The sequence below is a fragment of the Pseudomonas caricapapayae genome (assembly GCF_001400735.1).
GTDB classification, from domain to species: Bacteria; Pseudomonadota; Gammaproteobacteria; order Pseudomonadales; family Pseudomonadaceae; genus Aquipseudomonas; species Aquipseudomonas caricapapayae.
The window spans coordinates 1-5574 of sequence record NZ_LJPW01000048.1; the positions used below are offsets into that span (position 1 = coordinate 1).

Sequence of the window (5574 nt, forward strand, 5' to 3'; positions counted from 1 at the left end):
TTTTGATCTGCCAAGCTGCTGAGCTCACCGTAGTTGAAGACAAAGGTGGTGACTCAGCGCTGCCTTACTATCGATCTCTCAATCCCGAGCCCTCCTCTTCTGTTTCAAATGACCTGACCTCACAACTGGATCCTGTAACAGCACAGGGATTGCCGGTACGCACCACTCGAATGACTCCAGGAACCGTTCAGGGCCGAATCATCAACGCGCCAGGCCTGCAGCCTTTGTTCCTGATCGGGGACGATGAAACATCACGCCGATGGCTACAAGAACGCGGTGCGGTGCTGAAGCAGATGCAGGCCGTAGGACTGGTAGTCAACGTGGCCACACAAGAACGACTTGCCGTAGTCAGGAGTTGGTTGCCCGACGCGCTCGTTTCCCCCGCATCGGGTGACGAGCTCTCTCAACGACTCGGCCTGAATCACTATCCGGTGTTGATCACCCCAACCGCCATCGAGCAATAGGAGGTCGGGTTATGGCTCACGATTACGCCATTGAATCCCTACTCAGACCCGCCGTTGAGCTGTACACCGTGTACGTGTGCGCTGCAGGTGCTTTTCTATGCGTGTTCGCGCCCTGGGCGTTCGCGCTGACTCCGCTGTTCGGCATCGTGACGTCTGCGGGCTTTCTGGCTTTAGGCTTTATGCGGCTGAAACAAGCTTGGCAGGTGCTGCGCTATCGTCGAAACATCCGTCGACTGCCTCATTACACGATGACCAGTAAAGAAGTGCCGGTCAGCAATCAACGTCTGTTCATCGGTCTTGGCTTTCGCTGGCAGCAGCGCCACACCCAGCGACTGATGGACACTTACCTGCCCAAATACGCCAGCTACGTGGAGGCCACACCACTGTTCCGGGCAGCACGTCGCTTTGAGGAAAGAGCGGAGTTTGCTCCCTACCCTGTGCGGCTACTGGCCAGAGTCACGTCATGGGACGTGCCTATCAATCCAGTGCGACCGCTTCCCCCGGTAGGCGGGATGCCAAGACTGCACGGCATTGAGCCATACGAGGAGAACGTGTCTCTCCCGTTGGGCGAGCGAGTAGGCCATTCAATTGTCCTGGGCACTACCCGCGTCGGAAAAACGCGACTGGCTGAATTGTTCATCACTCAGGACATCAGGCGAAAAAAGCACGGCCAGCACGAGGTCGTCATCGTCTTCGACCCGAAGGGCGACGCCGATCTGCTCAAGCGCATGTATCTGGAAGCCAAACGCGCCGGACGCCTGAACGAATTTTATGTGTTCCACCTGGGCTGGCCGGATCACTCGGCACGCTACAACGCCGTTGGCCGTTTCGGACGGATCTCAGAGGTGGCCACCCGGATCGCTGGTCAGCTTTCCGGCGAAGGTAACTCGGCAGCATTCCGTGAATTCGCCTGGCGTTTCGTGAACATCATCGCCAGAGCCCTTGTCGCTTTAGGCCGTCGACCTGACTACCTGCAGATCCAGCAGCACGTGATCAACATCGAAGGGATCTTTCTGGAGTACGCAAAGAAATATTTTGATGAGTTTGATCCAAAGGCTTGGGAAATCATCGTTGCCATCGAAGGTAAGCTCAACGATAAAAACATACCTTTCAACATGAAAGGCCGCCCTTTACGCGTGGTGGCCATCGATCAATACCTGTCTCAGACACGCGTAGCAGATCCAGTGATGGATGGACTGCGCAGTGCGGTCCGCTACGACAAGACCTATTTCGACAAAATCGTCGCCTCGCTACTGCCGTTGCTTGAGAAGCTTACAACCGGGCGAATGGCGGAACTGATCTCGCCTGACTATCAGGACGTGAACGATCCGCGTCCGATCTTCGACTGGATGCAAGTGGTCCGCAAAAAGGCTGTGGTCTATATCGGCCTGGACGCCTTGTCGGACACGGAGGTCGCCGCTGCCGTCGGCAACTCGATGTTCTCCGACCTGGTCTCGGTCGCAGGACATATCTACAAGTTCGGCGTCGACGACGGACTACCGGGCGGCGTCCCTGGCACCAAAGTCCCTATCAACCTCCACGCCGATGAGTTCAACGAACTGATGGGGGAGGAATTTATTCCGATGATCAACAAGGGCGGCGGTGCCGGCATGCAGGTCACTGCCTACACCCAGACCATGAGCGATATCGAAGCGAAGATCGGCAACAAGGCCAAGGCCGGTCAGGTGATCGGCAACTTCAACAACGTGTTCATGCTGCGGGTCCGCGAAACGTCCACCGCCGAGCTGCTGACCAACCAGTTGCCCAAGGTTCAGGTTTTCACAGCCACCCCGGCCAGCTCGGCGAATGACAGTGCAACGGGAAATACCGCGTTCACATCCTCCAGTCATGACCAGGTGCAGCAGGTCAGCGTGCCAATGATTGAGCCAGCGCATGTCGTCGGGCTACCCAAGGGCCAATGCTTTGCGCTGATGGAAGGCGGCAATCTGTGGAAGATCAGAATGCCTTTGCCTGGGCATGATCCTGATGAGGTGATGCCGGCAGATCTGCAGGCTTTGGCGGAAAGCATGCGTCAAACCTATCAGGTGGGCAAGGTCGATGACACTGGCTGGTGGTCAGCGCCTGGTTACCAGACGCTCAACGAATCACTACCTGCAGATCTGGTCGACGACTTCAAAAAGATTGCTGTAACTCCAGGGGACGCAGCATGACTTTCGACCTTCTGATAGGCCGACGGGAGGTCATCTGCTATGGCTGACGTTGCCGATCGCGCGAAACAGCAACAAGAGCACGAACAGTCGTTCATAGGATCTCTCTTCACCCTGCCCTTCCGATTCGCGGCAGTAATGTTCCTCTCACTGGGGGGAGCCATCATCGTCGAATGGATCTGCATGTACTTTTTCTGGCCGGAGGCCGGTTGGCAGCATGCTCGTGCAATGCTCGATCATGAACTCAGCTGGCTCTCCAAGGGATTCCTGCAGAGTGTGGTTGTTCAAGAGCCTGGCCGAACAGCCACATGGCTGGTCCAAACCACATATGACTGGCTGGTGGTCAAGACCGGGCTTCAGGACTGGGTTCAACACACTTCTGATTATGCTGCGACAGGACAACGATCACGCGGTTTCGATATGCGCTACATGCTCGGCGTGGGAGTCAGCAAGTTTCAGGATTACGGCCTTGCGGCGCTCTACACGACACTGGTGTTTTGCGTGCGCCTGGTGATCTTGACCCTCGCAATCCCGTTATTTGTGATGACGGCGTTTGTTGGTTTTGTCGACGGGCTGGTGCGCAGAGACTTGCGGCGGTTCGGTGCCGGCCGCGAGTCCAGCTACCTGTATCACAAAGCTCGAGCAACGATGGTGCCGCTGGTGATCATCCCTTGGAGCCTCTACCTGGCTCTGCCATTCAGCGTGAGCCCTTTGCTAGTGCTCCTGCCATGCGCGGCACTGCTCGGCCTGGCGGTCAGCATTACGGCGTCCAGCTTCAAAAAATACCTTTAGGTGCCCTCCATGCAATGGACAGAAGAACAACTGCCAGCTATTCACTCCTTCGCGAAGAAGCTACTGATTCAGGCGTTTGCCGGTACCGGGAAGACAACGACACTCGTCGGTTACGCCAAGCATAATTCGTCGGTCAAAATGCTGTACCTCTGCTACAACAAAGCCGTTGAGATCGCGGCAAAGAATCGATTTCCACGCAACGTGACCTGCAAGACAGCTCACGGCTTGGCCTACGCGGTCTATGGCAGCCAGTACAAACACAAGCAGGCTGGCAATCTGCGTTTGACCGATATTGCGAGGACAATCAATACGCAGGATTGGGAGCTGGCCAAAGACATCGTTTCGACCCTCAATGCCTTCATGGCCAGCAAGGATCTGGAGCTGCTGGAGGATCACTTTGTGCGATTCCAGAGCAACCGCACACTGACCTCGGTCCAGCAACAGTACATGAGCAAAGCGCTGAATCTGACCAGGGACGTTTGGGACAAGATGGTCGATATCAATGACCGTTCAGTATCCATGACGCACGACGGCTATCTGAAGCTCTACCAGATGAGCCAGCCAGATCTGAGCCAGCGCTTCGGTGCGATCCTGCTCGACGAAGGGCAAGACGTGAACCCGGTCATTGCAAATCTGGTCCAGATCCAAAAAATCACGCAAGTGACCGTAGGTGATCGGCATCAGCAACTTTACCGGTTCAGAGGCGCTGTGGATGCTTTAAACAGCCCAGCAATGAGAGACGCCGAGAAACACTTTCTGACTCAGAGCTTCAGATTTGGGCCGGCAGTGGCTTATGTGGCCAACGTCATCCTGTCCTTCAAGGGTGAAAAGATCCCTCTGCAAGGCCTGGGACAGCCCACACTGGTAAAACGAGCGTTACCCGACGATCTGCCTCACCGCACCTACCTGCACCGCACGGTGAGCGGCGTGATCGAGAACGCGCTGCGCCTGGTCAACCAAAACCATCGCATGCAGTGGATCGGAGGGATCGACAGCTATTCCTTGCGGGATCTGGAGGACCTGTTCTATTTCAGCCGGGACATGAAGGACCAGGTGCAGCAGCGCAAACTATTGACCGATTACGCTGACTACGATCAGTACGTCGCAATCGCCAAGGCGACTCAGGATCCTGAGATGCTGCGCTCAATCAAAATTATCGAAAACTACCCAGACCTGCCCAAGCGGATCGAGCAACTGAGAAGTGCCTCTGTGACCTCGGAGCTCGATGCCACCGTGACCCTTACCACTGCGCACAGGGCCAAAGGTCTGGAGTGGGACTTCGTAGGGCTTTATGACGATTTTTCTGCGGATCCGCTCTCGCCTGACATCGATGCTGGCAAACGCGACGATGAGCTCAACCTTCTGTACGTGGCTGTCACACGGGCCATGAAGATTCTGGCGGTCAATTCGCTGGTGATCGACATCATGCAGCGTTTCAAGGACATGAAGCAGCTCTCAAAACCTTGATGCGCCGCCCCCTCTCAGCCAGCTACCTCTTAAAACATAAGTCTTCTTCGGTCAGCGTGAAGAAGTCAGGTTCTACACCGCTATGAGCAACGACTCTATCGAGGCTTGCATCCTCCCAGTCCGGCTTATGGCCGGCGTCGAGGGTGACGATGGACCACGACCCTTCCGGGGAGACTCCAATGCCGGGCGCATAGTGTTCGACCCAGGTGGATTGCTCGATAATCTTATTGACTGAATAAAGCGCTTTGGGAAGAGCCTTTTCAGCATGAAGGCGATGGATAACACCGCTGATGATGTCTTCAATGACGTTTGTAACCGACGTGCCGTTGTAGTCACGCAGTTGGGCAATCAAGCAGACAAGGGATCCGTCATCCTTGATACCTACACGGACAAAACATGCCCCCGTGGAGTGGAAGCCCTTGTACTGAAAATTTCGGTAGTCCAGCGTCTGCATATCGTCTGTTCCCTCATAAGTGAAAATGCTCAAAGCGGCTAGCGGCTAGAGCCGCGCATTGAGGATATCATCGACCATTTTATTTTTTAAATGGAATAGGTTTGTCGCTCATTCATACGCTCATCGTCTGCAAAACTGATCTATTCGTTCACACCCCACCCAGCAGTTGGTATCCCATGACACTTTTTGAATACACCCAGACCTTCATCCCCCTACCCTACAAAACCGT

General features: G+C 55.3%; 5 protein-coding genes. 4 read left to right on the forward strand and 1 reads right to left on the reverse strand.

Annotated features, from left to right (window positions below):
* Positions 1 to 2 precede the first annotated feature (2 nt).
* Genes ALO80_RS06730 through ALO80_RS06745 form a run of 4 tightly spaced genes read left to right on the forward strand, consistent with a single transcriptional unit; the run spans position 3 to position 4891 of the window.
* Entirely contained in the window at positions 3 to 464 is a 462-nt protein-coding gene (locus ALO80_RS06730; protein WP_055008382.1) for an integrating conjugative element protein, read from the forward strand.
* 11 nt (positions 465 to 475) lie between these two features.
* Entirely contained in the window at positions 476 to 2635 is a 2160-nt protein-coding gene (gene traD / locus ALO80_RS06735) for a type IV conjugative transfer system coupling protein TraD (protein WP_055008383.1), read from the forward strand.
* A gap of 39 nt (positions 2636 to 2674) precedes the next feature.
* Positions 2675 to 3424: a TIGR03747 family integrating conjugative element membrane protein gene (locus ALO80_RS06740; protein ID WP_055008384.1), complete on the forward strand. Its 750-nt coding sequence runs from the start codon at positions 2675 to 2677 to the stop codon at positions 3422 to 3424.
* A gap of 9 nt (positions 3425 to 3433) precedes the next feature.
* Complete coding sequence (locus ALO80_RS06745) at positions 3434 to 4891, forward strand: UvrD-helicase domain-containing protein (RefSeq protein ID WP_055008385.1); 1458 nt, start codon at positions 3434 to 3436, stop codon at positions 4889 to 4891.
* A 22-nt stretch (positions 4892 to 4913) separates the two neighbouring features.
* Here the strand turns inward: ALO80_RS06745 and ALO80_RS06750 are convergent, their stop codons facing one another.
* Positions 4914 to 5345, reverse strand: a complete 432-nt coding sequence (locus ALO80_RS06750; RefSeq protein ID WP_055008386.1) for a hypothetical protein — start codon at positions 5343 to 5345, stop codon at positions 4914 to 4916.
* Between the last annotated feature and the right edge of the window lie 229 nt (positions 5346 to 5574).